The organism is Delftia deserti, assembly GCF_042653485.1.
GTDB classification, from domain to species: Bacteria; Pseudomonadota; Gammaproteobacteria; order Burkholderiales; family Burkholderiaceae_C; genus Comamonas; species Comamonas acidovorans.
The window spans coordinates 4,345,108-4,369,780 of record NZ_JBHSIH010000001.1 but is presented as its reverse complement, the minus strand read 5'-3'; the positions used below and the strand labels follow the sequence as shown (position 1 = coordinate 4,369,780).

23 protein-coding genes are annotated in these 24,673 nt (G+C 68.7%); 9 read left to right on the top strand and 14 right to left on the bottom strand.

Annotation, left to right across the window (positions count from 1 at the left end; translation table 11 throughout):
- Window positions 1-310 precede the first annotated feature (310 nt).
- Together priA and ACFPFG_RS20985 are read left to right on the top strand one after the other, a co-directional pair.
- Entirely contained in the window at window positions 311-2,482 is a 2,172-nt protein-coding gene (priA, locus tag ACFPFG_RS20990) for a replication restart helicase PriA (RefSeq protein ID WP_183017820.1), read from the top strand.
- A gap of 237 nt (window positions 2,483-2,719) precedes the next feature.
- The gene (locus ACFPFG_RS20985) at window positions 2,720-3,856 is read left to right on the top strand and encodes an asparaginase (protein WP_183017819.1); all 1,137 of its coding nucleotides are present in this window, start codon (window positions 2,720-2,722) and stop codon (window positions 3,854-3,856) included.
- Window positions 3,857-4,054: 198 nt separating this feature from the next.
- Here the strand turns inward: ACFPFG_RS20985 and ACFPFG_RS20980 are convergent, their stop codons facing one another.
- The 9 genes from ACFPFG_RS20980 to ACFPFG_RS20940 all read right to left on the bottom strand — a co-directional run bounded on the left by ACFPFG_RS20980 (window position 4,055) and on the right by ACFPFG_RS20940 (window position 11,330).
- Window positions 4,055-4,918, bottom strand: coding sequence for a ChbG/HpnK family deacetylase (locus ACFPFG_RS20980; RefSeq protein ID WP_380108114.1), 864 nt, complete (start codon window positions 4,916-4,918; stop codon window positions 4,055-4,057).
- On the bottom strand, window positions 4,915-5,337 hold the full coding sequence (locus ACFPFG_RS20975; RefSeq protein WP_012202494.1) for a GtrA family protein: 423 nt from the start codon (window positions 5,335-5,337) through the stop codon (window positions 4,915-4,917). The genes ACFPFG_RS20980 and ACFPFG_RS20975 overlap by 4 nt, the downstream gene beginning before the upstream one ends.
- Window positions 5,338-5,339: 2 nt before the next feature.
- Window positions 5,340-6,344, bottom strand: a complete 1,005-nt coding sequence (locus ACFPFG_RS20970; RefSeq protein ID WP_183017817.1) for a glycosyltransferase family 2 protein — start codon at window positions 6,342-6,344, stop codon at window positions 5,340-5,342.
- Entirely contained in the window at window positions 6,341-7,963 is a 1,623-nt protein-coding gene (locus ACFPFG_RS20965) for a glycosyltransferase family 39 protein (RefSeq protein ID WP_380108111.1), read from the bottom strand. The genes ACFPFG_RS20970 and ACFPFG_RS20965 overlap by 4 nt, the downstream gene beginning before the upstream one ends.
- A gap of 58 nt (window positions 7,964-8,021) precedes the next feature.
- On the bottom strand, window positions 8,022-8,972 hold the full coding sequence (locus tag ACFPFG_RS20960) for an AEC family transporter (protein WP_012202491.1): 951 nt from the start codon (window positions 8,970-8,972) through the stop codon (window positions 8,022-8,024).
- A 205-nt stretch (window positions 8,973-9,177) separates the two neighbouring features.
- On the bottom strand, window positions 9,178-9,537 hold the full coding sequence (locus ACFPFG_RS20955; RefSeq protein WP_183017815.1) for a hypothetical protein: 360 nt from the start codon (window positions 9,535-9,537) through the stop codon (window positions 9,178-9,180).
- 88 nt (window positions 9,538-9,625) lie between these two features.
- On the bottom strand, window positions 9,626-10,027 hold the full coding sequence (locus ACFPFG_RS20950) for a roadblock/LC7 domain-containing protein (RefSeq protein ID WP_183017814.1): 402 nt from the start codon (window positions 10,025-10,027) through the stop codon (window positions 9,626-9,628).
- Window positions 10,024-10,587, bottom strand: a complete 564-nt coding sequence (locus tag ACFPFG_RS20945; RefSeq protein ID WP_183017813.1) for a GTP-binding protein — start codon at window positions 10,585-10,587, stop codon at window positions 10,024-10,026. The genes ACFPFG_RS20950 and ACFPFG_RS20945 overlap by 4 nt, the downstream gene beginning before the upstream one ends.
- The gene (locus tag ACFPFG_RS20940) at window positions 10,584-11,330 is read right to left on the bottom strand and encodes a hypothetical protein (RefSeq protein ID WP_183017812.1); all 747 of its coding nucleotides are present in this window, start codon (window positions 11,328-11,330) and stop codon (window positions 10,584-10,586) included. Before ACFPFG_RS20940 ends, ACFPFG_RS20945 begins: the two co-directional genes overlap by 4 nt.
- Before the next feature lie 284 nt (window positions 11,331-11,614).
- Between ACFPFG_RS20940 and ACFPFG_RS20935 the strand changes: the two genes are divergently transcribed.
- The 4 genes from ACFPFG_RS20935 (at window position 11,615) to ACFPFG_RS20920 (ending at window position 16,093) form a co-directional block, all read left to right on the top strand.
- The gene (locus ACFPFG_RS20935) at window positions 11,615-13,684 is read left to right on the top strand and encodes an ATP-dependent helicase (RefSeq protein WP_312377058.1); all 2,070 of its coding nucleotides are present in this window, start codon (window positions 11,615-11,617) and stop codon (window positions 13,682-13,684) included.
- A 17-nt stretch (window positions 13,685-13,701) separates the two neighbouring features.
- Window positions 13,702-14,190 carry a hypothetical protein gene (locus tag ACFPFG_RS20930; RefSeq protein ID WP_380108107.1) on the top strand — a complete coding sequence of 163 codons (489 nt, stop codon included), beginning with the start codon at window positions 13,702-13,704 and terminating at the stop codon, window positions 14,188-14,190.
- A gap of 70 nt (window positions 14,191-14,260) precedes the next feature.
- Complete coding sequence (locus ACFPFG_RS20925; protein ID WP_380108105.1) at window positions 14,261-15,481, top strand: phospholipase A; 1,221 nt, start codon at window positions 14,261-14,263, stop codon at window positions 15,479-15,481.
- Window positions 15,482-15,649: 168 nt separating this feature from the next.
- A complete protein-coding gene (locus tag ACFPFG_RS20920) occupies window positions 15,650-16,093 on the top strand; it encodes a hypothetical protein (RefSeq protein ID WP_183017809.1) in 444 nt (147 codons plus the stop codon).
- A gap of 23 nt (window positions 16,094-16,116) precedes the next feature.
- Here ACFPFG_RS20920 and ACFPFG_RS20915 read toward each other — a convergent pair whose 3' ends face one another.
- Window positions 16,117-16,587: a universal stress protein gene (locus ACFPFG_RS20915; protein WP_183017808.1), complete on the bottom strand. Its 471-nt coding sequence runs from the start codon at window positions 16,585-16,587 to the stop codon at window positions 16,117-16,119.
- A gap of 138 nt (window positions 16,588-16,725) precedes the next feature.
- Between ACFPFG_RS20915 and tgt the strand changes: the two genes are divergently transcribed.
- Window positions 16,726-17,898 (top strand): tRNA guanosine(34) transglycosylase Tgt, encoded by a 1,173-nt coding sequence (gene tgt, locus ACFPFG_RS20910; protein WP_012202481.1) that lies wholly within the window; start codon window positions 16,726-16,728, stop codon window positions 17,896-17,898.
- Between the two features lie 45 nt (window positions 17,899-17,943).
- Here the strand turns inward: tgt and ACFPFG_RS20905 are convergent, their stop codons facing one another.
- On the bottom strand, window positions 17,944-18,894 hold the full coding sequence (locus ACFPFG_RS20905; RefSeq protein WP_012202480.1) for a LysR family transcriptional regulator: 951 nt from the start codon (window positions 18,892-18,894) through the stop codon (window positions 17,944-17,946).
- Window positions 18,895-19,005: 111 nt separating this feature from the next.
- Here ACFPFG_RS20905 and ACFPFG_RS20900 point away from each other — a divergent pair, with 111 nt between their 5' ends.
- The gene (locus ACFPFG_RS20900; protein WP_380108102.1) at window positions 19,006-20,136 is read left to right on the top strand and encodes an aryl-sulfate sulfotransferase; all 1,131 of its coding nucleotides are present in this window, start codon (window positions 19,006-19,008) and stop codon (window positions 20,134-20,136) included.
- Window positions 20,133-21,131 carry a Bug family tripartite tricarboxylate transporter substrate binding protein gene (locus ACFPFG_RS20895; protein ID WP_183017805.1) on the top strand — a complete coding sequence of 333 codons (999 nt, stop codon included), beginning with the start codon at window positions 20,133-20,135 and terminating at the stop codon, window positions 21,129-21,131. Before ACFPFG_RS20900 ends, ACFPFG_RS20895 begins: the two co-directional genes overlap by 4 nt.
- A gap of 76 nt (window positions 21,132-21,207) precedes the next feature.
- Here the strand turns inward: ACFPFG_RS20895 and ACFPFG_RS20890 are convergent, their stop codons facing one another.
- The 3 genes from ACFPFG_RS20890 to ACFPFG_RS20880 form a co-directional block, all read right to left on the bottom strand.
- Window positions 21,208-21,900, bottom strand: coding sequence for a D-apionate lactonase family protein (locus ACFPFG_RS20890; RefSeq protein ID WP_380108100.1), 693 nt, complete (start codon window positions 21,898-21,900; stop codon window positions 21,208-21,210).
- Window positions 21,901-22,109: 209 nt separating this feature from the next.
- Window positions 22,110-23,240: a GGDEF domain-containing protein gene (locus ACFPFG_RS20885; RefSeq protein ID WP_232245702.1), complete on the bottom strand. Its 1,131-nt coding sequence runs from the start codon at window positions 23,238-23,240 to the stop codon at window positions 22,110-22,112.
- A gap of 161 nt (window positions 23,241-23,401) precedes the next feature.
- The gene (locus tag ACFPFG_RS20880; RefSeq protein ID WP_380108098.1) at window positions 23,402-24,616 is read right to left on the bottom strand and encodes a GGDEF domain-containing protein; all 1,215 of its coding nucleotides are present in this window, start codon (window positions 24,614-24,616) and stop codon (window positions 23,402-23,404) included.
- Window positions 24,617-24,673: the final 57 nt, after the last annotated feature.

The following is a 24,673-nucleotide window of genomic DNA, read 5'->3' as shown; positions in this document are numbered from 1 at the left end:
GATAGCACCACTTGCAGTGAAACCACGGCAACAAGGCCTCCAAACAGAGGGACTGCTGATAGCGCCGGATAATCCCCACAAAGTTATCCACAGAAATTGGTGATCTACCCAGAAACCCGTATCCAGCCGCCGCCACATCTGGTGTAAAGCTCCGTATCAGGGCTCGGCATACCCCCGGCGGCGCCGGTACGGATGTGCAGCGCCGGCGCACCGGCGCGGCCGAAAGGCTTATGCTTGACGGCTTTGCCGCAGGCACCCGGGCGCGCACCGCACCTTGCGCCGGCCCGGGTCACCCGCCTTTTTCCCTCGCATGTCCCTCCCCCCGCATACCGTCCATGTCGCCGTGCACACGCCGGCACACAGCGCCGTTGGCGAGCTGCTGAGCTATGCCAGCGGGCAGCCGCTGGAGCCCGGCACCCTGGTGCGCGTGCCACTGGGTCGCCGGGATCTGCTGGGCGTGGTCTGGGATGCGCCGCCCCGCCCCCCCGCCATGCCCGAAGGCGTGGAGCTGCGCCCCATCGGCGCCGTGCTGCAGGGCATTGCGCCGCTGCCGCCCGCCTGGCGCCGGCTGGTGGCCTTCGCCGCCTACTACTACCAGCGCAGCGTGGGCGAAATCGCCGTGACGGCCCTGCCCCCGCAACTGCGCGAGATGACGGCCGAGCAGCTGGCGCGCCGGCTCAGGCCGTCCAAGGCCGCAACGAAGAAAGCGGCCAAGGCGGAACAGGCGCCTGGCACCGCGCCTGCATCGGCCCCGGCCGCCGCAGATATTCCCCCCATCGTCCTCAGCGCCGAGCAGGCCGACGTCTTCACGCAGATCGCCGCCCACCCCGGCCCCTTTCTGCTCTTCGGCAGCACGGGCAGCGGCAAGACCGAGGTCTATCTGAGAGCCACCCAGGCCGCGCTGGATGCCGACCCCGGCGCCCAGGTGCTGGTGATGGTGCCCGAGATCAACCTCACGCCCCAGCTGGAGCAGCGCTTCACGGAGCGCTTCGCGCCGCAGTACGGCGCCGCCTGCGTGGTCAGCATGCACAGCGCAATGACCAACCCCCAGCGGCTCAAGAGCTGGCTGGCCGCGCACACCGGCGTGGCGCGCATCGTGCTGGGCACGCGCATGTCGGTCTTCGCCAGCCTGCCGGGCCTGTCGCTCATCGTGGTGGACGAGGAGCACGACGCCAGCTACAAGCAGCAGGAAGGCGCACGCTACTCGGCGCGCGACCTGGCCATCTGGCGCGCGCGCGATACCGGCGCCAAGGTCATCCTGGGCAGTGCCACGCCGTCGCTGGAGAGCTGGCATGCCAGCCGCCCGCCCAATGCCGACGAGCCGCAGGGCGGCCGCTACCTGCGCCTGCACATGCCCAGCCGCATCGGCGCGGCCGCCCTGCCGCGCGTGCGCCTGGTGGACATGGGCCAGCAGCCGCGCAAGGCCGTGTTCTCGCCGCCGCTGATCGATGCCATCACCGAGCGCGTGCAACGCGGCGAGCAAAGCCTGGTGCTGCTCAACCGCCGCGGCTTCGCGCCCGTGCTGTTCTGTGCCGACTGCGGCTGGAAAAGCGACTGCCCGCACTGCAGCGCCCACCAGGTCTTCCACAAGGCCGACCGTACGCTGCGCTGCCACCACTGCGGCTACACCCAGCGCGTGCCCATGGCATGCCCCGGCTGCGGCAATCCCGACATCCTGCCGCTGGGCAAGGGCACGGAGCAGCTGGAAGAGGAACTGGCCCGCCTGCTGCGCAATGTGCAACGCCCCGACCGCGAGCCGGCCCGCGTGGCGCGCATCGATGCCGATACCACGCGCGCCAAGGGCGCGCTGGAGGAGCAGCTGGCGCAGATGCATTCGGGCGACATCGATGTGCTCGTGGGCACGCAGATGGTGGCCAAGGGCCATGACTTCCGGCGCATCACCCTGGTAGCCGCCGTGCAGCCCGACAGCGCCCTGTTCTCCAGCGACTACCGAGCGCCCGAGCGCCTGTTCAGCCTGCTGATGCAGGCCGCCGGCCGCGCAGGGCGCGACGCGCAGTACGTGGCCGACCAGGCCAGCCATCCGGAGATGTGGATACAGACCCATGATCCGGCCAACCCCGTCTACACGGCGCTGCGCGCCCACGACTACACGGCCTTCGCGGCACGCCAGTTGCGCGAGCGGCGCGATGCCGGCATGCCGCCCTTCGCCTTCCAGGCCATCGTGCGCGCCGACGCGCGCACCCAGGAAGCCGCCCAGGCCTTCCTGGCCGCTGCGGCCGAGGCCGCCCGCCAGGCCGGCCTGCCCCATGTGGACGATGTCTTTCTCTACCCGCCCATTCCCATGTCCGTGCAGCGCGTGGCCAATGTGGAGCGCGCGCAGATGCTGATCGAGTCGGCCCAGCGGCCCGCCCTGCTGCGCTTTCTCTGGGCCTGGCAGGCGCACCTGCACTGGATCAGGGCACAGCCCGGGCACCGCGCCCTGGTGCGCTGGCTGGTGGACGTGGACCCGCTGGCCATCTGAGCGTGGCACGGCCCCGGAACAGCTCCAGAAAATCTCAAGCCTTTCAATCTCAAGCCTTTCACGCCTTTGGCGCAATCCCGTAAAGCGTTCACCGCTCCTTTTTCGGAAGCGCTTTTAGCGCATTCGCTGAGCAGCTCCCATCGGGATTTGCGCTGATGCAGGCGGGGCATGTTTATTGCATCGTGCCGCATTCAGCCCACAAGGCTGGATCATTCAATGCCTTTCCAGGAGCGATACATGCCGTTCACCCCCTTCCGTATGACCTTGATGGCCGTCGCGCTTGCGCTGGCAGGCTGCGCGTCCCAACCCGGCGCCAGCCAGGCCCCCGCAGCCGCTGCGCCCGCCACGGCGACCGCCCCTGCACCCGCTCCCGCCGCCCAGGCCGGCAAGCCCAACGTGGTCGTCCTGGCCACGGGCGGCACCATTGCCGGCGCGGGTGCCAGCGCCGTCAACAGCGCCACCTACACGGCCGCCAAGGTGCCCGTGGACAAGCTGCTGGCCGGCCTGCCCGAGCTGAGCAACCTCGCCAACGTGTCCGGCGAGCAGGTCTTCCAGATCGCCTCCGAAAGCTTCACCAACAAGGAACTGCTGACGCTGGCCCGCCGCGTCAACGAGCTGGCCAAGCAACCCGGCGTGGACGGCATCGTCGTGACCCACGGCACGGACACGCTGGAGGAAACCGGCTACTTCCTGAACCTGGTGGTGCCCACCGACAAGCCCATCGTCATGGTCGGCTCCATGCGCCCCGGCACGGCCATCTCGGCCGACGGCGCGCTGAACCTGCTGGGCGCCGTGGCCACGGCCGCGTCCAAGGACTCGGCGGGCAAGGGCGTGCTGGTCAGCATGAACGACAACATCGACTCCGCGCGCGATGTCGCCAAGCTCACCAACATCAAGACCAATGCATTCGCCAGCCAGTGGGGCCCGCTGGGCATGGTGGTCGAGGGCAAGACCTACTGGTTCCGCGCCCCCGTCAAGCGCCACACCAAGGGCAGCGAGTTCAACATCGAGCAGATCACCGACCTGCCCGCCGTGGACATCGTCTATGGCTACGGCAACGTGCCCGCCACGGCCATCGACGCGCTGGGCAAGGCCGGCGTCAAGGCCATCGTGCATGCAGGCACGGGCAATGGCTCGGTGGCCGACCGCATCGTGCCCAAGCTCAATGAACTGCGCCAAAAGGGCGTGGTCATCGTGCGCAGCTCGCGCGTGCCGGCCGGCTTCGTGCTGCGCAATGCCGAGCAGCCCGATGACAAGTACGACTGGGTCGTCGCCCATGACCTGAACCCGCAGAAGGCGCGCCTGCTGGCCGCCGTGGCCCTGACCAAGACGCAGGACACGAAGCAGCTGCAGCGCATCTTCTGGGAATACTGATAGGCACCCCCTGAGGCGCTTGCGCGCCTTCCCCCCGTGGCACGGCGCCTCTCTACCCGCTTCGCGGGGGAGGGGGACGACAGCCTCGCTGCGGGGCGGCCCTTGCTTGCTGTCCCTTGCTTTGGGCCTCGTCGGTTTTTTGCGCTGCGCCCACATGGCCCGGTCCATTTTTGGCCGGGCCTTTTCTATTACCGCTTCTTAGTTCGATGTGAACAGCGGGGTCAGGGGGCCTTGGGCGATGTGGCAGTGCGCCTGTTCGAGGGCCTGGGCGAAGGCGTCGGAGCGCAGGTAGGCGTATTCGACGGCGCGCTGGGCGCCTATGGCGTCGCCCTGGACGGGGACGGTGGCGGGGTGGCACATCATGAGGCTGCCGGGCTGCAGCTGCGCCAGCCATTGGGCCATGTGGCGACCATAGCCTTCGGGCGTGGGCTGGTCGAAGGCGTAGACGCCGCCGAAGCCGTGGTTGAGCGGAACGCCCTGGCGGCGCAGGCGGCGGGTGGTGGTCCAGCCGCCCAGCAGGGCGATGATGGCGGCCTTGGGGTCGCGCCAGAGCTGGCCGGCCGGGGTGGTGGAGCGGACCCAGGGCAGGTCGTCGGCGTTGTCGCCATAGCGCTGGCGCAATTCCTGCACCAGCGCGGCGCGCACGCCGGGGAGCTGGTGCACGTGCTGGTGGCCGTCGATGAAGTCGGGAGCCATGCCCAGCGCGTCCTCGAAGGCGTCGAGCTGGCGGCGCCAGGCGTCGCGCATGGCGCCGCCGCCGAGTGCGCCGGCATAGGCGCGCGCAATCACGGCACCGATGCCGGCGACTGGCTGCAGGCCGTGGCCCTCGGTCAGGTTGAAGTGCAGGCCCAGCGACAGGCGCGGGCGCAGCGCAGGCAGGCGCCTGGCGGCCTGCCTCCAGTGCGGCGAGGTGGTCATGCAGCTGGTGGCCGACAGCCGGCCCTGCAGCGTGAGCTGCTCCACGGCTTCATCGACCAGGGGGTGCAGCGCATAGTCGTCGGCGCACAGGACGACGGTTCTGGCCAAGGCCTTCTCTCCGTTTTTGGCAGGTAGGGTGTTCATGAGGATTCCTTGCGGCCGGGGGCCGCAAAGGCCCAGAACTTGGCGAAGACGAAGGTGCCCACCGCCACCAGCACCAGCACCAGGGCCAGGCTCCAGAAATAGTGCCAGTGCAGCCAGTGCAGGGCCACCCAGTACAGCAGCTCGTTGGCCACGAAGGAGGCGCAGGCCACGGCGAAGTACTTGCCGGCCACGGCCCAGCCTTGCGCCCCGGCCTGCACGAAGGTGAACAGCGCGTGGCCGTTGTAGCTGACCACGAAGGCCACGAGAAAGGCCAGCACGTTGGCATGCAGCGGCGCCATGCCCACCCGTTGCACCAGCAGGGCGACCACGGCCAGGTGCGTGGCGGCCGCGCAGCCCCCTACCAGCACGAACTGCAGCGCCTGCGGCAGGCGGCGCAGCTGTGCGATCACATCGTGCATGGCTAGTCCCGTGGCGCCAGCGGGCTGCGGTCTTCGTCGCGCGCCAGCAGGTAGGTGGGGCGGCGCTTGACCTCGTCGTAGATGCGGCCGATGTACTCTCCCAGGATGCCGATGGACATCAGCTGCACGCCCGAAAACAGCATGATGCTGGCCGCCAGCGTGGGCCAGCCGTCCAGCGGGTTGCCGAAGATCAGCGTCTCCATGGTGATCCACAGGCCGTAGAGCAGGGCTGCCAGCGAGATGATCCCGCCCACCACGCTCCACACGCGCAGCGGCAAGGTGGTGAACGAGGTCAGCCCCAGCAGGGCCAGCGAGCCCAGGCGCCGGAAATTGAAGCTGGACGCGCCGGCCGTGCGGTCGGCTGGCACGAACGGCAGGGCCGCGGCCTTGAAGCCCACCCAGGCGTACAGGCCCTTCATGAAGCGGTGGCTCTCGGGCAGGGCCTTGAGCGCGTCGGCCACGCAGCGGTCCAGCCAGCGGAAGTCGCCGGCATTGGGCGGGATCTTCACCAGGTTGCCGGCATTCATGAGCCGGTAGAACAGGTTGGTGCCCACGCGCTTGGCGCCGCTTTCGGCGCCCCGGTCGGCGATCACGCCATAGACCATGTCATAGCCGGACTGCCACAGCTCGCACATCTGGGGCAGCATCTGCAGCGGATGCTGGAAGTCGGCGTCGATCAGCACCACGGCGTTGCCGCGCGCATGGTCTATGCCTGCCGACAGCGCCGCCTCCTTGCCGAAGTTGCGCGACAACGCCAGATAGCGCACGGGCAGTTCCTGTGCCATGCGCAGCGCGATCTCGTGCGTGGCGTCACGGCTGCCGTCGTTGACGACGATCAGCTCGTAGTCGGGCGTCAGCGTGCGCACCGTCGCGTCCAGGGCGCGCAGGAACGCCTCCAGGTTGCCCTCTTCATTGTGGGCTGGCACCACGCAGCTCAGCCGCAGCGGGGGGCGCGGCAGCATCCCCTTGGGAGCGGCCGGAGCAATGTCAGCATGCAATTCGGTCATAGGCCAGCATTGTCAGCGGGCTGGCTGCCCGCGCGCGGCAACACGTCAAAAACCGCATAGGCATAGGGACCGGGCCGAGGAAAACGCCAGCCCGAGCGTTGCACCGTGAGCACACGCGCCTCCTGCGGCAGGCCCAGCTTCGCCAGCCAGGCCTGCGCCTGCTGCTCGCAATCGCGCGATTTCGCGGTCGGGCCGGGCTCGCTGGCCACCGGGCCGCGCGGACACAGCAGCAGCCCGGGCTGCTGGCGCCAGTCCGGCAGCGCCAGCACGCGCGCATATTCGCTGTCGGGCAGGCCGGGAATGGTGCGCAGATGGGGCTGGGCATAGAAAGACAGCATGGCGTTTTCCGCCCAGTCGCCGCCCACCCACTGCAGCGGCTGCTGCGGGTGGCGCTGGTTCCAGGACAGCACGATGGCCTGCGCCGCATCGGCCGCAGGGCGGTAGTAGTCGGAGCCGCTCTTGCGCGCATTGCCCCAGCCCACGGCCAGCCCTATCACCAGCACCACGGCCATGCTCGGCCACCAGGCGCGGCGCAGCGCGGCCTGCGCGGCCTGCGTCACGGCAGGCGCCTCGGCATCCAGGTTGCGCAGCCACAGCAGCACGAAGGCATAGCCGATGGGAATGGCCCAGGGCGTGGACAGCTCCACCACGCCGGTGGCGCCAAAGCCCAGCGTCGCCAGCCAGGGCATGAGGGCCAGCCAGAACAAGGTGTCGCCGCGCCCCTGCCAGCACCAGCTGCGGCGCAGGAAACGCGCGCTCCAGCGCAGCCAGCCGCCGCCTTGCTGGCGGGCCTGCATGAAGCCATACACCAGGCACACGGCCAGCCAGGCCGGCAGCCAGTAGAAGATGGGCGCCAGCGCAAAGCGCAGCACATAGCCCCACACCACCTGCCCGCCGCCCTGGTCCATGGCATAGCCCAACGTCACCCACTGGTGGTGGGCAATCCAAGCCAGATGCGGCGCCAGCGCCAGGCCAAAGGCGGCCAGTGCCACGTAGGGCCGGGGTGTGAGCAGCCACTGGCGCCCTTCACGCACCAGGAAGATGGGCAGCAGGAAGCCGGCCAGGAACACGCCGCTGTAGTACTTGCTGAGCATGCAGGCGGCCGACACCACGCCCAGGGCCACGCTGAAGGCCATGCCGCGCGCGCCCTTTTCCTGCCAGCTGGCCAGCAGCAGGGCTGCCGCCCAGGGCCACAGGGACAGCAGCTGGCTGTTGGCGTTGAACTTGCCGGCCAGCGTCGTATACGGAAAGCACCACAGCAACAGGGCCGCGCCCAGCGGCGCCAGGCGCGCCAGCCCCAGGCGCCTGCCCAGCACGTAGACGCCCCAGATGCCCACGCCCACATTGGCATAGGACAGCAGGCGATAAAAGCCGTCGTTCTGCGGGAACACCATGAACCACAGGCCGACCACCCAGGCGAAGAACGGCGGATGCTTGTGCGTGCCCAGCTGCAGCGGCTGGGCCCAGGCATAGTTCTCCAGCATGTCGTGGTAGCCGTCCAGATTGCCATTGGCCAGCCAGGACACCAGGGCCCAGAGCAGGCAGGCCAGCGTCACCATCCACAGCAGGGCCGCGCCCGAGGGAGTGCCTGCCGGGGCAGCAGAGGAAGAGGATTTCATGCGATCCCGCCGGGGTGGTGAAAAAACATGGGCGCGATTGTAGAGAGCGCCGGGCCTCTCAGGTCATCAGCGCCACGGCGCCCGAGAAGCTCAGGAAGGCCAGCACCGTGGACACCAGGATGATGCGGGCCACGCGCCCGCCGTGCGCCCCGAAGCGCTCGGTCAGCAGCGAGACATTGCTGGCGCTGGGCAGCGCGGCCAGCAACACCAGGGCCACGAAGGCCTCCTCACCGAGCGGCAGGCCCAGCGCCATGGCAGCACGGGCCACGGCCCAGACCAGCAGCGGGTGGACCAGCAGCTTGGCCAGCGCAATGGGCACGTAGTCGCGCGCAGCCACGCGCTCGTGGCTGTTCATCTGCGAGCGCGCCAGCACGGCGCCAATGGTGAACAACGCCACGGGCGAGGCCGCGCCCGCCAGCATGGCCACGGTGCGGTCGATGGGACCGGGCAGCGTCCAGCCTGCCGCCGAGGCCACGCCACCCAGCACGATGGCCCAGGGCATGGGATTGGCGGCCATGCCGGCAAACGCCCTGCGCAGCGCCACGGACACGCCATGCCCGCCCGGCAGCCCCAGGCGCGACAGCGCAATGCACAGCGAGGTGGTCACCACCATGTCGATGGCCATGGTGACGATGACCGGCCCGGCCGCACGCTCGCCCAGCAGCGCCACCAGCATGGGCACACCCATGAAGCCGGTGTTGGGAAAGGCCGCCACCAGCGCGCCAAAGGCCGCATCGTTCCAGCCCACGCGCCGCACGGTCAGCGCCACGGTGGCGCCCACCATCAGCAGCGCGCACAGCAGGTAGACCACGGAGACGCCCACGTCCAGCAGCTGGGCAATCGGCGTCTGCGCGCCAAAGCGGAACAGCATGCAGGGCAGCGCGAAATACAGCACGAAGGCGTTGAGCCCCGGTATCGCCGCCTGCGGCAGCACGCCACGCCAGGTGGCCGCAAAGCCGCAGGCCACAAGCGCGAAGAAGGGAAAGGTGATCAGCAGGACGGACAGCACGCGGCGATTCTGGCAGCAAGCCGGTGCCGCTGCTGCATGCCCGTGGCACCCCGGAGACGCAGGGCGAAAAAAAGCCACCACGCTCCCATTGCCCCGCAAGGTCCGCCGCCTCCAGGGGGAGCCGCTTTTTGCCTCTGGGCGGCCCGGCGACAAAAAAACCTGCCGCAATGCGCTTGCGGCAGGCTGGAGCTCGGGGGGCGCGCGCTTACAGCGCCAGTTCCTTCTCGATGTCCTGCACCTTGCGGCGGGCCAGCGCCAGGTTGGAGCGGCTCTTGTCCAGCACCAGGTAGAAGAACACGCCTTCATGCGAGGCCACGGGCCGGATGATGTGGTACTGGTGCGTCAGGGTGATCAGGATGTCGTCGATGGCATCGTCGAGCTTGAGCATGCGCATGGTCTTGAGCTTGGCGCGCACCACCTCGGTGTTGCCGGCGGCGGCAAGCTCCATGTCGAGGCCGGAGCCCGCGCTGCCCATGAGCATGCCGCTGGTGCTGTCCACCAGGGCCGCGCACAGAGCGCCATCGACGCCCAGCAGGCTGTTCAGAGAATCATGTATCGAAGCCATATGCCACCTTTTTTGAAATCAAGGGTGGGCGGGACGGAGGATCCGCCACGCCCGTTCCTCGGGGAAGAAAAATGCATAGCGGACAGGATCAGGTACCGGCCATCTCGGAGGCCAGTTCGCCAGCCGCCCACAGCGCGCGCCCCAGCAAGGCGCTCTGGTCGACCACCATGCACAGGATGGCCGGATGGCTGCCGCCCACGGCCTGGAACAGCACCGTGCCCAGTTCGGTCTCGAAGGTCAGGCGCCGGCAGGACTTGTGGCCGATCTCGGTGGCCACGGCCCTGGCCATGGCCATGAGCGAGCCCGCCATGGCCGACAGGCGCTCCGTCGGCAGTTCGCTCCTGACCCGCAGGGAAGTGATTTCGAAGCCGTCAGGCGTGCACAGCAAGGCGATGTGCACGCCCTCCAGGGGCGCCACCACGCGGCGGAGCACATCGTTGCCAGCTTCGATCAGAGAGGGAGGAATCCGGGGAAGCGTTGGTGTCTTCATGCCTGACTTTGCAAGGAAAGCAAGGAAACGAGCACCCCCAGCGCATCCAGCAACTGCTGCCGGTCACGGGGGTCCGCCTGGATGACAGGCACTATACCGTGGCCTCTGTCCGCCAAGGCGCTGCTGAATGCTTCCTGCTGTTGCTCGCTGGCATCGCGGCAACTGACCACCACCACCAGGGGCTCGGATTCCAGGGAGGCGATCTCGGCCAGGCAGCGCGCCGCGTAGTCCAGTGCCTGGGCATCGCCGACATCCACCATCAGCAGCACGCCCACCGAGGCATTGAGCACCCAGCGGCGCACGAAGTCGAAGCGTTCCTGCCCCGGGCTGCCCACCAGTTGCAGCCGCTCTCCCCCGCCCAGGTCGATCTGGCCGAACTCGGCACCCACCGTGGTGAATTCCTTGGAATGGGCGGCCTGGTCCAGATTGGGCACATCCGCCGCCGCCATCAACGCGCCACACAGGCTGCGCAGCGCCGTGGTCTTGCCTATGCCCATGGGCCCCACCAGGCTCACCCGTACCAACCCCGCAGCAGGCTGCGCGCTCATCCACAGGCTCATGCCACTCCTCCACGCCGTATCCAGCCGGCCAGCTTCTGCACCCACTGGCGCGGCAGCCCGGCCACCGTGGCAGGCGCCTGTGCGCGGCCGCGGCCCAGCGGCGGGAGATCGTCTTCGCGCGCAGGCCGCAGGCTGCACTCCAGCAGGCTGCGCAGCCGGGGGTGGCGCAGCAGTTGGGCCACGGCGCTGGCCTGCATGCCGCTGTGCTCGCACAGCAGGGCCACTTCCATGGGGCCACGGCACAGCATGGCCAGGGCCCTCAGGCATTCGGAGCTGTTCCACGGCGCTGGCAGCGCCACCCAGGCCTTGAGCTGGAAGCGGTAGCGGCAGTCCTCGTCCTGCTGGGACAACTCGTCCAGCGCACGCGCCAGGGTCTGGGAGGACGCCACCTGCTGGCGCACCGTCCAGTCCATGAGGAAGACCGCCGCCCGGTCCAGCATGTCGATCAGGTCGGACAGCGTGAAGTCCAAGTCCAGGTAGGTGGCCCATCGCTGGGGCGTGCGCCCCAGGTGCTGGCCCTGGGGCACGCCGCCCACATAGACCACGCAGGGCATCCACACGGCGGCTTCGGGCACGGGCAGGCTGCCATCGACGACCAGCACCTGGGCGCTGACCAGAGGCACCTGGCGCCAGCCCCGCAGCGACTTGCGCGAGGCCACGGAGAACAATGCCTCGAAGCGCTGCCTGAGTACGGGGGACCACAGTTCGGCAGCCAGGCCGATCTCCTCCTTCGCTCGAGTCATCTTCACCACCTCACCGGAGAGAAACGGGACATAGGAAAAACGTATTCACCACGGAAATTCCATTGGCTCACGCTAATATTGTCGATAGTTTTTACACATTGCTCACAAAAAACAATGTGAATTTTTATTCCGATGGTGTTAGGCCACACATCCGTGCACCGGCCCCTCACAGGGATTGGTAGCCGTTTTCCAGGGGTGCTTACATATGGCAGGGCGGCCCCGGTGCCCGAAGCGGTATGCTCCCGCTTCCCTCACTTTCACGCCTTTCCCCGCGCAACGCATCCATGTCCGCAGGACTCAATCTGGCCCAGCTCCAGGCCGTCCACTACACCGAAGGCCCCTGCCTGGTCCTGGCCGGCGCGGGCTCGGGCAAGACACGCGTGATCACGCACAAGATCGGGCGCCTGATCGAGATGGGCATGGCGCCGCGCCGCATCGCCGCCATCACCTTCACCAACAAGGCCGCGGCCGAAATGCGCGAGCGCGCGGCCGGCCTCATCGGCCGGCAGGCCAAGGACGTGCTGGTCTGCACCTTCCACGCCCTGGGCGTGCGCATGGTGCGCGAGGACGGCCATGTGCTGGGCCTCAAGCCCCAGTTCAGCATCCTGGACGCCGACGACGTGACGGGCATCCTCAAGGACTGCTCGGGTGGCACCACCGACCTGGCCACGGCACGCCAGTGGCAGTGGACCATCAGCAACTGGAAGAACGCCGGCTGGGACAGCCGCAAGGCCCTGGCCATGGCCCAGGACGACAACGAGCGCAGCACGGCGCTGATCATGCAGCGCTACGAAGAGCGCCTGACCGCCTACCAGAGCGTGGACTTCGACGATCTGATCGGCATGCCCATGCGCCTGCTCAAGAACCATATCGAGGTGCGCGAGAAATGGCAGCGCCTGCTGGGCCACGTGCTGGTGGACGAATACCAGGACACCAACGCCACGCAGTACGAACTGCTCAAGATGCTGGTGGGCAGCCGCGCCCACTTCACTGCCGTGGGCGACGACGACCAGAGCATCTACGGCTGGCGCGGCGCCACGCTGGACAACCTCAAGAAGCTGCCGGTGGAGTTCCCGCAGCTCAAGGTGATCAAGCTGGAGCAGAACTACCGCTCCACCTCGGCCATCCTGCGCGCTGCCAACAACGTCATCCAGCCCAACCCCAAGCTCTATCCGAAGACACTGTTCTCGGAGCTGGGCGAGGGCGAGCCCGTGCGCATCGTGGACTGCGACACCGAGGAGCACGAGGCCGAGCGCGCCGTCGCCCGCATCCAGAGCCTGCGCGCGGCCAGCAACCCGCCGCCGGACTGGAAGGATTTCGCCATCCTCTACCGCGCCAACCACCAGGCCAAGCCCTTCGAGAAGGCACTGCGCAAGGCCAGCATTCCCTACAAGGTCTCGGGCGGCACCAGCTTCTTCGACCGCGCCGAGATCAAGGACCTGTGCGCCTGGTTCCGGCTGTGGATCAACAACGACGACGACCCCGCCTTCCTGCGCGCCATCGGCACGCCCAAGCGCGGCATAGGCCACACCACGCTGGGCAAGCTGGGCGAGTTTTCCTCGCAGCACAAGCTCAGCATGTTCGGCGCCCTGTTCGCCCACATGCTGGAAGCGGCCCTGCCCAAGAAGGCGCATGACAGCCTGCTGGAGTTCGGCCGCTACATCAACGACCTCGAATACCGCGCCCGCCACACGCTGGGCGCCGAGCAGTCGCGCGGCTTCATGCTCGACTGGCTCAAGGAGATCGGCTACGAGCAGTACCTCTACGACAGCGAGGACAGCGAATCGGTCGCCGCCGCGCGCTGGAGCAACGTGCTGGAGTTCTGCGACTGGATGGCCCAGCGCGCCGGCGGCCAGATCGAGGATGCGGCGGGCACGACCACGCACACCGAGGTCAAGAGCCTGCTGGAAGTGGCGCGCAACATCGCCCTGCTGTCCACCATCAGCGAGCGCGAGAAGGAGCAGGACATGGTCATCCTGTCCACCCTGCACGCCTCCAAGGGCCTGGAATGGCCGCATGTGATGCTGGTCGGCGTGACCGAGGGAATGCTGCCCTTCAAGCTCGACGACGACAACGGCCGCCAGCAGAAGGTCAGCGACGAAACCGCCCAGCGCCTGCAGGAAGAGCGCCGCCTCATGTACGTGGGCATCACGCGCGCCCGGCGATCGCTGGCCGTGAGCTGGACCAAGCGCCGCAAGAAGGGGCGCGAGATGGTCTCCACCCTGCCCAGCCGCTTCATCAAGGAAATGGGCCTGGACGCTGCCACCTCGCGCGAGGACCCGCGCGAGAAGCTGCGCCAGCTGCGCGCCGAGTTCGCGCTCAAGGCGCAGCAGTCCACGCCCGCCGACTCCTGATCCCAGAAAGACACCGCATGCGTTTTTACCGCCCCGTTCTCAGCCTGGCGCTGGTGGCCGCGACCGCCGCCTGCTCCAGCACAGCCCTGCAGACCACCGCCCCGGCCACTGCTCAGGCCGCGCCCAAGGCCGCCCGCGCTTCCGCCACCCTGCCACACGCCCCATGCCCCGGGGACGAGGAGATGAAGGACAGCCAGCTGCAGGGCGAATGGACGGGAACCGTAGAAGGCCAGTCCCAGCCCGTGCGCCTGCAGCTGGGACCGCACCCCCAGTGGAAGGGCAACGTCAAGGGCACGATCGCGCGCGGCGCAGACACCCGGCCCATGGTCGGCGACGTGGCCGATGACCACATCACGCTGGAAGAAAGCGCCGACGGCAAGCGCATCACCGCCACCTGGCTGGGCGATGTCGTCGAAGGCAGCTGCGCCCGCGAGATCCGCGGCAACTTCATCGAGGGCGACGATGCGGCGCCCCGGCCCTTCGTGCTGCGCAAGCTGGCACCCTGAATGGCCGTGGCCTGCTCGCAAGCCCTCTTTCCCTCCCCTTTTTCGCTCTCCCCTTCACTGGACCCAAGCCATGACGACTCCTACACACCTGGATCGCCGCAAGCGCCTGCGCCGCACGCCGAACACCCTGCAGTGGGCCCTGGCCATGGGGCTGGGCGCCACGCCCTGGCTCGGCGCCCAGGCGCAGGCCGCGCCCCGCCCCCTGTCCGAGGACGCATGGCGCCAGTGCGCCGCCACCACGGACAACCAGTCCCGCCTGGCCTGCTTCGACACCTGGGCACAGCAGCAGCAGCCGCTGACCGCGCCGCCGGCCACCGGCTGGAGTGCTCCGGCCGCCAGCGCTGCAGCCGATCCTGGCGGCCTGCCCGCGCCCGCGCCCGTGGTGACGGCCGACAGCGGCCAGGGCCTGGCCCTGCCCACCACCCCCACCAACGGCGGCTGCCGCGACCCGCGCTACAGCGAACTGTCGCGCTACTTCGAACTGGAACCGGGCAGCGACTGCGGCACCTTCAGCTTCCGCGGCTACCGGCCCATGTCCGTGTCCGTGGTGACGGCCGACCATGTCAACCGGCAGCCCACCACGCCAGGCAAGGATCCTGCGCAGTCGCAGCCCTACAAGACCGAGGAAATGCGCGTGCAGCTGTCGGTGCGCACCAAGGTCGCCCAGGGCCTGCTGACCAGCAGCACCTCGGCGGGCAAGGACTCGCTGTGGGTCGGCTACACCCAGCAGTCGTACTGGCAGCTGTTCAGCCCCGCCATCTCGCGGCCCTTCCGCAACACGGACCACGAGCCCGAGATCTTCTACGTCTACCCCACCGATGCCCGGCTGCCCTTCGGCTGGCGCTGGCGCTACAGCGGCGTGGGCCTGGTGCACCAGTCCAACGGCCAGAGCGATCCGCTGTCGCGCAGCTGGAACCGCTGGTATCTGATGACCGGCTTCGAGCTGGACAACCGCTGGCAGCTGCACGCCAAGGCCTGGCAGCGCATCCGCGAAAGCGCCGAGCACGACGACAACCCGCGCATCCAGGACTACATAGGCCGGGGCGAGGTGAAACTGGGCTGGAACGTCAATCCGCAGAACTATCTGGGCTTCACGGCACGCGGCTCGCTGGGCCAGGGGCGCGGCTCCGGCCGCATCGAATGGCTGCGCACCCTAGGCGAAGGATGGAACGGTGGCAAGAGCAATTTGCGCCTGCATGTCCAGCTTTTCAGCGGATACGGTGACAGCCTGATCGATTACAACTACAAGCGCACCGTGCTCAGCGTGGGCTTCAGTCTTCTGGACTTCTAGAAGACCGGCCTCGCGGGGCACGCTTTGCCGCTTGCCCTTCGCCGGGAAGCCCCCGCCCCGCCGGCTGCATTGCCAGCGGCCGGGGCCATGCGTCAGAATGCACCGATGCCCCGGGCCTTTTCAGGCAGGCCCGGAAACCCGCCCCAGAACGAACCGCGGAGGTCCGCCATGGATTTGCAATACCAGCTCAAGGCCGGCAGCTACTGCCTGTACGACATGCGCGAGACGCCCAGTGCCATCACGGGCGAGCGCCGCTGCCGGCTCAGGACCGAGCTGGTGGCCATTGCCTTCGACCTGGTCACGGGCCAGGTCCATGAGCATGGCTCGCCCACGCGCATCCATGCCTGGGCGCTGTGCATGCGCAGGCGGCTGCGCGCGGCCGGCGACTGGGACCAGGCCGACAGCATCGTCGTGGTCTCCGGCCCCCTGCCGGTGGACGAGATCAACAAATGCCTGGGCATACGCGGCTACTGCCGCCGCATGTTCCAGCGCCTGGCCAGCCTGCCGCACGGCAAGCTGCAACCCCACGCGCATGCGCACGCTCATGGTGCCTACGGCGCCCATGCGGGCCGGCACCAGTCCCATCAGGGCCAGCAACGGCGGGCCGCCTGAAAGCCCGCGCTCGCGGAACCACCTCACTCGGGACCGAGGTCCTCTTCCCCCTCTTCATCGCGCGGCTCGGCATGCTTGACGATGGTCACCGGCAGCCGGCTGTTGCGCGCCACCTCGCGCGAGACCGAGCCGATCAGCACGCGCCGCAGGCCGCCCTGGCCCAGTGCGCCGATGATGATCTGCTCGCAGCCCGTGCTCTCGGCAATGTCGGCCAGCGCGGCGGCGGGCTCGCCCAGGCCGATCTCCACCTCGTAGGAAATGCCGGCCGCCCGCACCAGGGCCACGGCCGGCGCCACCAGGTGCATGCCGGCGTCCACGCTGGCGGCGGCGATCATGTCCGAGTCCTGCGTGGCCAGCTCGAACAGCGAGGCCTCCTGCTGCACATGGGCCAGCACGAAATGGGCCTGCAAACCCTGGCGCACCAGCGAAATCGCGTGGTGCACGGCGTCCAGCGAGGGCTCGGACCCATCGACGGCAATCATGATCTTCAGCATGCGGACCTCCTTCTTCTGATGAATGGCGAATCACGGTCCGTTCCAGTGTAGACCCCGCCAGGCCATGCCGGACTGGCGCTGGGGGCAGTCCCGGCCCGTCCCACACGCTCACGCGGCCATCTGGGACAATGGAGGGCTATGCTGCAATTCGACCTGCTCAAGACCGATCCCTCCAGCCACGCACGCCGCGGCCAGCTCACGCTCAACCACGGCGTGGTGCAGACACCCATCTTCATGCCCGTGGGCACCTATGGCACCGTCAAGGGAGTGATGCCGCGCAGCCTGCAGGAGATGGGCGCGCAGATCATCCTGGGCAATACCTTCCACCTGTGGATGCGCCCGGGGCTGGACATCATGCAGAGCTTCGGCGGCCTGCACGGCTTCGAGAAGTGGGACAAGCCCATCCTCACCGACTCGGGCGGATTCCAGGTCTGGAGCCTGGGCGCCATGCGCAAGATCACCGAGGAAGGCGTGCACTTCGCCAGCCCGGTCAACGGCGACAAGCTGTTCATGTCGCCCGAAGTCAGCATGCAGATCCAGACCGTGCTGAACTCGGACATCGTCATGCAGCTGGACGAATGCACGCCCTACGAGACCAACGGCCACAAGACCACCGAGGCCGAGGCACGCAAGAGCATGGAGATGAGCCGCCGCTGGGCCAAGCGCTCCAGCGACGAGTTCCAGCGCCTGGGCAACCCCAATGCGCTGTTCGGCATCGTGCAGGGCGGCATGTACGAGAACCTGCGCGAGGAATCGCTGCAGGCCCTGGTCGAGATGGACTTCCCCGGCTACGCCGTGGGCGGCGTCTCGGTGGGCGAGCCCAAGGACGAAATGCTGGCCATCATGGCCCACACGCCCCACCGCCTGCCGGCCCACAAGCCGCGCTACCTGATGGGCGTGGGCACGCCCGAGGACCTGGTGCAGGGCGTGGCCGACGGCGTGGACATGTTCGACTGCGTCATGCCCACGCGCAATGCGCGCAACGGCACCATCTTCACGCGCTATGGCGACCTGAAGATCCGCAATGCGCGCCACAAGACCGACCACCAGCCGCTGGACCCCAGCTGCACCTGCCATGCCTGCGCAGGCACCAGCGGCGTGAGCTGGGAGCAAGGCGGGCGCGACGGCTTCTCGCGCGCCTACCTGCACCACCTGGACCGCTGCGGCGAGATGCTGGGCCCCATGCTCACCACCATCCACAACCTGCATTACTACCTGAACCTGATGCAGGAAGTGCGCAATGCGCTGGAGGCGGGCAACTTCACTGAAATGCGCGCACGCTTCAAGGCCGAGCGCGCCCGGGGCGTCTGACGCCCCTCAGCCGATCGTTCAGGTCACTCAGGTGGCCAGGGTCGCTCAGGTCGCCAGGTCCTTGAGCGACCAGGACACGCCGGTCTCGAAGCCGGCGCGCATCTCGTCAGCCACGCGCTCCAGCTCGTCCAGAAACAGCCGCATGGCGGCTGCCTTGGTGTAGCCGATGCGCTGGTACAGGCAGCCGGGCAACTGCGCACCGGCGTCGTGCAGGGGCCGCCAGAGCAGGCGGCCGGCCGCCACATCCTCGGCCACGTTGTCGGGCACCAGGAATCCCAGGGCCGTGCTGCCGGCCACCAGGCGCCGCACCATGGGCACGGAGCTGGTCTCCACCAGCGGCCGCTGCTGGTGCAGGGCCGCGCTGTCCATCTGCTCCAGCATGCTGCGCAGCTCCATGCCCGGCGCCATCAGGATCAGCGGATAGTCCACGCAATCGCGCAGACGCAGCAGGCGCGGCTCGGTGGCCAGCGGATGGCCGGGGGCCATCACCGCGCCCAGCGGCTGGGGCCAGGCGCGCACCTCCTGCACGCCGGGCGGCGGCGGGCGGCGCAGGCAATAGGCCACATCGATCTCGCCCTGCGCCACGCCGCGCAGCAATTCTTCGCCCGTGCCCGATCGCACGCTGAAGGTGATGCCCGGATAGCGCCCGTGCAGGCTGGCGATCACCAGGGGCAGCAGGTACTCGGCCGTGGCATGGGACACGCCCACGCGCACATGGCCCCGGCGCAGGGCGCGCAGGTCCTCCACCTGGGCCAGCGCGTTGTCGAAGTCACGCTGGCTGCGCCGCACGGCCGCCAGCATCAGCTCCCCGGCCGTTGTCAGCTGCATGCCGCGCGGCAGGCGGTCGAACAGCGGCACGCCGACCTGGGCCTCCAGATTGAGGATTTGCTGGTTCACGGCGGCCGCCGTCAGGTGCAGCGTGACGGCGGCCTTGCGCACCGAGCCACGACGCGCCACCTCGTCAAAACAGCGAAAGGCCTGGGAGATTGCGGGCATGGCGCGGAGTGTAAATTTTTATCTGACACCTCATCCAAAACAAACAGCTATTCCTGACGCTTCCGACTGCCTAGAGTGGCACTCATTCCCGGCCTCCCTTGAAAGCAGCCCATGGCAAGCACCGTAGACCAAGTCACCCAGCGCCGACGCGGCGTCGGACTCATCGCCCACGACACCGCCCTCTCGGCCGGCGGCTACACCCTGATCGCGCCGCAGACGGCCGACGGCCATGTCTACCTGGTGGACATCGAAGGCCGCGTGGTCCATGAATGGAAGCTGCCCGTGCGCGCGGGCCGGCACGCCGTGATCCTGCCCAACGGCAACCTGGGCTACAACGGCAACCACCCACGCTCGCCCGATCGCTATGCGCCGTGGTCCATGTGGCATGGCGGTGATTTCTACGAGGTCACGCCGCAGGGCGAGATCGTCTGGCGCCACGAGGACCCGGACCACCACCATGACGCGCAGTGGCTGCCCGACGGCCACCTGCTCTATGCCGCCTGCGCACCCGTGCCTGCGGGCTTTGCCGAGCGCGTGCCCGGCGGCACCGCGCACGGGCCCGGCGAAACGATGTACGGCGACGTGATCCGCGAAGTGGACCGCAGCGGCCGCCTGGTCTGGGAGTGGAAGGCCTGTGAGCACCTGGCGCCCGAGGACTTCCCGATTCACCCGGGCTTCGGCCGCTACCACTGGCCGCTGGTCAACGGCCTGGGCACGAGGGCCGACGGCAGCGTGCTCATGAGCCTGCGCACCACCTCCGGCATCATCGCCGTGGACAAGGCCAGCGGCGCGGTGACGCTGCACATTCCGCCCTCCGTGGTCTCGCACCAGCATGCGCCCGTGGCGCTGGACAACGGCCATATCCTGGCCTTCGACAATGGCAACTTCCGCGAAGGCGCCCACGTGGCCTTCTCGCGCGTGGTCGAGATCGATCCTGCCGATCACCGCGTGGTCTGGAGCTACCAGGACGAGATGGTCAACGCCTTCTACACCGCCTTCATGGGCAATGCCCAGCGCCTGTGGAACGGCAACACCCACATCACCGAATCGGCCACAGGCCGGCTCTTCGAAGTCACGCCTGCGGGGGAAGTGGTCTGGGAATACATCCTGCCCTGGTTCGCCGAGTACCCCGATGCCGCGGCACGCCGCACCGGCCCCGGACGGCTCAACAGCGTGTTCCAGACCTGGCGCTACCACGCGGACCAGCTGCCCTGGCTGGGCGCCGCCGGGAGGCTGGCATGAGCCTCAACCGCAGGCAACTGGCGGCCTGGATGCTGGGCACGCCCTGGCTGTCACCGGCAGCCCGAGCGTCCACGGCTGCCGCCGACGCCTGGCCTGGCCAGCCGCTGACCGTGGTCGTGCCCTTTTCGCCGGGTGGCAGCGTGGACGTGGCCGCGCGCCTGGTCATGCCGCGCCTGGCCGAGCGGCTGCGCCAACCCGTGGTCATAGAAAACACCGTGGGCGCCTCGGGCACCATCGCCACCCAGCGGGTGATCAAGGCCCGGCCGGACGGGCATACCGCGCTGTTCGGCGTGGCCAGCTGCGTGCTCATCGCGCCGCTGGTGTCGCCAGAGCGCTTCCGGTATGACGGCCTCAGGGAACTGCTGCCCGTGGCGCCCGTGGCCTCTTCGGCCTTCGTGCTGGCAGGCCGCCCCGACCTGCCGGCCACCACGGCGGCCGAGCTGGTGCAGCTGTCGCGCCAGCAGCCGGGCCGGCTGACCGTGGGCACCGATGGCGTGGGCACCAGCCTGCACCTGACCGCAGAAATGCTCCAGCAACAGGCCGGCCTGTCTTGGACGCATGTGCCCTACAAATCCGGCCCGCAGGCGCTGACCGAGCTGGCGGGCGGGCAGATCGACCTGGCCGTGCTGCCCGTGGCCCTGGTCCAATCCTTCGTGCGCGAGGGCAAGCTGCGTGGCCTGGGGGTGACTTCGCGCCAGCGGGCCGCCACCTTGCCGCACACTCCCAGCCTGTCGGACACGGCGGTCTGGCAGGCGTTCGATGTCGAAGCCTGGCAAGGCCTGCTGCTGCCGGCCCGCACCGATGCCCGCATTGCCGAGCGCCTGGCCCGCGAGACCGCCGCCGTGCTGGCCGAGCCGGATCTGGTGCGCAAGCTCGCCGAGGCCGGCTTCAAGCCCATGGCCATGGAGCAAGGCCGGTTCATTGCCCACCTGGAGCGGGAGAGAAAGCTGCTGGAGGCCACGGTGCAGGCTGCCCGCATCCACGGCACGGGCTGATGCGGCCGGCGTGGCCGCGGTGCAGCGCCGGTGCGGCCCCGGTGCCGCCGATACCGCTGGAGCAGCCGGCCAGGCCCTACTGCATGGAGCCGGGCACGGAAAATGAGAAGCGAGCCATCTGCACCAGGGTCCGGCCCCGGGTCAACAGGTAGGAATGCGAGGGGGACAGCGCGCGCGGATGCAGCCTGAAGAAGGCCTTGCCGCCCCAGCGCTGGCCAACCATCTCGAACTCCGAGCCTTCCAGGCGGCAGCCCACCTGCAGGCCGGGCGCAGGCTCATGGGTGAGGGAAGACAGCTGCGACAGGCGCAGCATCGCATCGGGCTCGGGCAACACGGTGCTTTCGGCACTGCCATCGACATGCTCCACATGCACGGACCGGCCCGCCAGGGCATTGCGCGGATAAACCATCTCCAGCCCCGCCCGTCCACCGTGCAGGCCGTGCTGAAAGTCACCTTCAACGCCGCCCCGGGCGCGCGCCCAGGCCGTGAAATCCAAACCACGCGCCGAACCCACGATGCGCACGCGCCAGGCCAGGTCCAGGCCCTCGCAGTCCACCGCCGTTTCGTAGGAAACCTCGAAGCGGCCGGATTCCTCGCGCAGGCTCAGCTCGCCGTTGCCATGCACGCACCGGTCCGCCTGCTCATCACGCACCACAAAGGCAAGAGAACGCAGGATCTCCACGCCCCCGTAGCGGACCCTGCGCAGGCCGCCATCGGCCAGTTCAGCGCTGAGCGGGCCGGCCTGCAGCTGGCGGTTGCTGGACGACAAATGCCCGTTCCAGCCTTGCACGGAGCCCGCGATGCCGGTGGTGGCCGCAGGCCCGTTTGCAGCGATGTTTCCGGCAATGACCCCGGAAGTTTCAGCGATCCATTGATCCATATGCGCACCCCAAGCCCGTCCTGGGCATGGGTGCCGATGCTATGGACGATCGATGCGGATGAATAACGATGTTTTCTGGCACTCGTCGTGAGCTGCACTCACAAGCCGTCAGGCCGGCGAGCCGCTCGCCGTGCCTGTTGCGGCTCCAGCACGGTGCAGTTGCGGCCCTGGGCCTTGCCACGGTACAGCGCAGCATCGGCACGGGCAATGGTCGCCTCCACCGACTCCCCTGCGCGGTACTGCGCGGCACCCAGCGTGCAGGTGACGCGGGCGCCCTCGCCCAGGGTCTGCGCCCACGGGGCTTCGGCAATGCGCAGGCGCAGGCGCTCCAGCAGTTCGCTGGCCTGGGCCAGGTCGGTGTCGGGCAGAACCAGCAGGAATTCCTCACCACCATAGCGGCCCACTCCATCGGCGCTGCGCAGCTGCGACTTCAGCAGCGTGCCGAAGGCGCGCAGCACGCGGTCGCCGCCCTCGTGGCCGAAGCTGTCGTTGATGCGCTTGAAGTGGTCTATGTCCAGCAGCGCCACGCACAGCACCGTGCCACGGTCGTGGGCGGCGGTGCGCACCTCGTGCAGACGCTCGATCACGCCCCGGCGGTTGCTGACGCCGGTCAGGTCGTCATGGCGCAGCAGGGCCTCGATCTGTGCCAGCGCCGTGGCCAGCTTGTCATTGGCGATGCCCAGCCGGTACTGCATGCTGCGAAAGAAGGTGGCCTGCACGCTGCAGCGCACCACGGCACCGAGCACCACGCCAAAGGCCAGCAACTGGCCTGCAGCCGTATCCGTGGTCATGCGCATCAACGGCCCACGCCAGAGAATGATGGCCGCCACGGCGATGAGCGTGCCTATCCAGGTCAGCCAGAAGCTGGTGCGGCTGCGCGCGAGGAAACCGTCGGCGCTGAAGGCGATCAGCATCACCATGGACTGGAACGCCAGCGCAGGCGCGGCCATGACCATGCCCAGCACGCCGATGATGGACACCAGCTGGTGCGTGAGGAACATGCCGGGATCGCGCAGCCTGTGGCACCAGTCGCTGGCATAGGCCCAGGTGATGAAGCCCATGCCCGCCGCCACCCACAGGCCATAGCCCAGCACCACGGCCCAGGGCGCATAGCCGGCCCAGGCATGGCCCAGGAACAGCAGCAGCGCATAGATATGGCTGACCAGCACGGAGATGTGCAGTTGCCAGGTGCGGCGTTTCCAGCGCTCCAGGTGCAGCGCTTCGTCCACCAACGGCGACGCCGGCTTCGGCCCCCACAGGAGACGGTCCGGGAAATTCCGAGAAATGGAGGAAAGCACGGGCATGCGATGAAGCGCGGCGGGGCCGGCGGCCCTCATGGGCGCCCATTGTGACCGCATCCGGGAAATCCCGGGGATTGCATCCTTCTCGCCTAGGAAGTCCGCGGCGGCCGCACGTCCTCGGCCACCACGATCTGGTTGCGCCCGCAGGCGCGGCCGTGCGCGAGGGCCGCTTCGGCACGCTGCACCAGCCGCTCCGAGGTTTCGCCCGCCTGGAACTCCGCCACGGCCAGGGTCAGGGTCAGCGGGTCCTTGTCGGGGTCGGGTATGGGCTTCTCGCTCCAGTGCTGCTGGCGCACGCCCTCGCGCACGCGCTGCAGCGCCCAGACGGCCTGGACGGAGGCGGTATCCGGCATCACCAGCATGAAGGTGTCATCACGGTAGCGGCCTATGCCGTCCACCGTGCGCAGGTGCGTGACCAGCAGGCCGCTGAGCATGAGCAGCACCCGGTCCTGCAGCGATGGCCCCTTGTGCGCCGGGTGCACGCCCACGCGCTCCACCCAGGGGTCCAGTTCCAGCAGCACCACGCAAAACGGTTCGGGCTTGCGCGCATGGCGCTCGCGCAGGCCATCGACGACATCCATCAATCGCGAGTAATTGGCCACGCCGGTCAGCGTGTCGCGCCCCGTGGGCAGTTGCAGCGCGCCCACGCGGGTCTGCAGCTGCTGCACATCGTCGGCCAGCTGGCCGCAGTAGCTGGACAGCTGCGCCAGTTCCTCGGTGTACTGGCGCTGCATGCGGCTCAGTGCCTGCCACAGGGCCAGCGCATGCACGGCCAGCGGCAGCAGCACGCTGGCCAGCCACAGAATGCGCACGGCGACCGAGCCGGGTGCCATCTGCGGCATGGGCCTGGCCACCACCACGGCACAGAGCATGGCCAGCATGGCGCACAGCAGCACGATCTGGCCCGCAGGCAAGTGCAGCGCCTGCTCGCGCTCGCCATCCCAGGGCAGCCAGGCGACGGCGGCCAGCCACAGCAGGGCAGAGGCCCAGGCCAGGGAGGGCTGCCAGGCCGCCAGCAGCAAGGCCATCGTGGCCTGTATCCAGCCGTGGCCGCGCAGCGTCCGGGTCAGCGGCAGGCCGGCTGCATGGCAGCGCCAGACCCAGGCCATGCCGACCAGGGCCGAGAGCGCGGCATAGGCCACCCAGGCTTTCCATGACGAAGGGCCGGCGAGCACGTGGCCGGCCAGCAGGGCAGCCCCCACGGCCCAGGCCGCCAGGGGAAGAAGATGGGCGGACGCGCCGGCCGGTGGGTGGGCGGGTTGCTCCGGCGTGTGTTGTGGGGGATCCGGCAGCTGGCGTGACATGGCATCCTCGCTGAAGACATCTGCGCCCCGGCCGAGCGCGCAAGCCATGGTGTACCA